Source organism: Varibaculum sp. C0165D1, from assembly GCF_056590355.1.
This window is the reverse complement of sequence record NZ_JBWPVY010000012.1, coordinates 1-1337: the sequence shown is the minus strand read 5'-3', so window position 1 is coordinate 1337 and position 1337 is coordinate 1. Positions and strand designations below refer to the sequence as shown.

The 1337-nt window shown below is 51.0% G+C and carries 1 rRNA gene; it reads left to right on the top strand.

From position 1 onward, the window contains the following. Window positions 1-323: 323 nt before the first annotated feature. Window positions 324-1337: ribosomal RNA gene (locus tag AC1EKS_RS08945) — 23S ribosomal RNA — on the top strand; the annotation flags it as partial.

Here is a 1337-nt window from a genome sequence, read left to right as displayed (position 1 = left end):
AGCCGTACCGGAAGGTGCGGCTGGATCACCTCCTTTCTAGGGAGAAAATTTTTATTTAAAACGCAAATAAAACGAGGGAACACTTTCCCTCCAAGGCTTTTTGGGGTTTTGGGGGGCTATCGGGTATAGGAGCAATCAAACCTTTTGGGTTTGTTTGTTTGGCTCATTAACTTTCAAGGGGTTTTATCTTTTGGGGTTTTTTGGGTTGGTTGTTTGTTTTTTGGAGAGTGGATGTGAGTGTCTTTGTGATGTTTTTTTGTGAGAATCTTGTTCGTTGACCGCCTCGTTTTTTGGGGTGGTTGGTGTTTTTTTGTTTATTGGTTTGTTTTTTATCTTTGAGCGTTTGGTGGATGCCTTGGCATCGTGTGCCGATGAAGGACGTTGTGGCTGGCGATAGCCTCGGGGAGTTAGCGAGCGAGCGTTGATCCGGGGGTTTCCGAATGGGGTAACCTAACCATAGTTGTGTGTGGTTGGCGCGCACTGAAAGTTTTTGTAGGTGTGTGTTGGTAGGGTGGGAAGTGAAACATCTTAGTACCGCCTTTTGTGAGATAGTCCGTGTGTAGTGGTGAGCGATAGCGGGTGTTGGCTAAACCGTTTGCGTGTGTTACTCGGCAGGGGTTGCGCAGGCGGGGTTGTGGGATTGAATCGTCAAATAACTGCCGTTGTTTGGAACGCCTATGTGTGTGTGAGGTGAACGGGTTGGGATGCCTTACCGGAGACCGTGATAGTCGGGTAGCTGGTTGCACATGCGTGGCGTTGGGTTTTGTTCCCGAGTAGCGCGGGGCTCGTGGAATCTCGTGTGAATCTGCCCAGACCATTGGGTAAGCCTGGACGGGCGCGGTGACCGATAGTGGATTAGTACCGTGAGGGAATGGTGAAAAGTACCCCGGGAGGGGAGTGAAATAGTTCCTGAAACCAAGCGTTTTTAAGCCGTCAGAGCCGCGGGGCCTTTTTTGGGCCAGCGTGGTGGTGGCGTGCCTATTGAAGAATGAGCCTGCGAGTTATGTTGCGTTGCGAGGTTAACCTGTTGTGGGGTAGTCGTAGGGAAACCGAGTCCTGGGGGCGTTTTAGTTGCGTGGCATAGACCCGAAGCGGGGTGATCTACCCATGGCCAGGTTGAAGCGGCGGTAGAACGTCGTGGAGGACCGCACCCACCAGGGTTGAAAACCTGGGGGATGAGTTGTGGGTAGGGGTGAAAGGCCAATCAAACTCCGTGATAGCTGGTTCTCCCCGAAATATATTTAGGTATAGCGTTCCATTTTTTTGCTTGCGTGTGGTAGAGCTACTGGTTGGTTGATGGGCCTTGTTGGTTACTGAGATCTGCTAAACTCCGAATG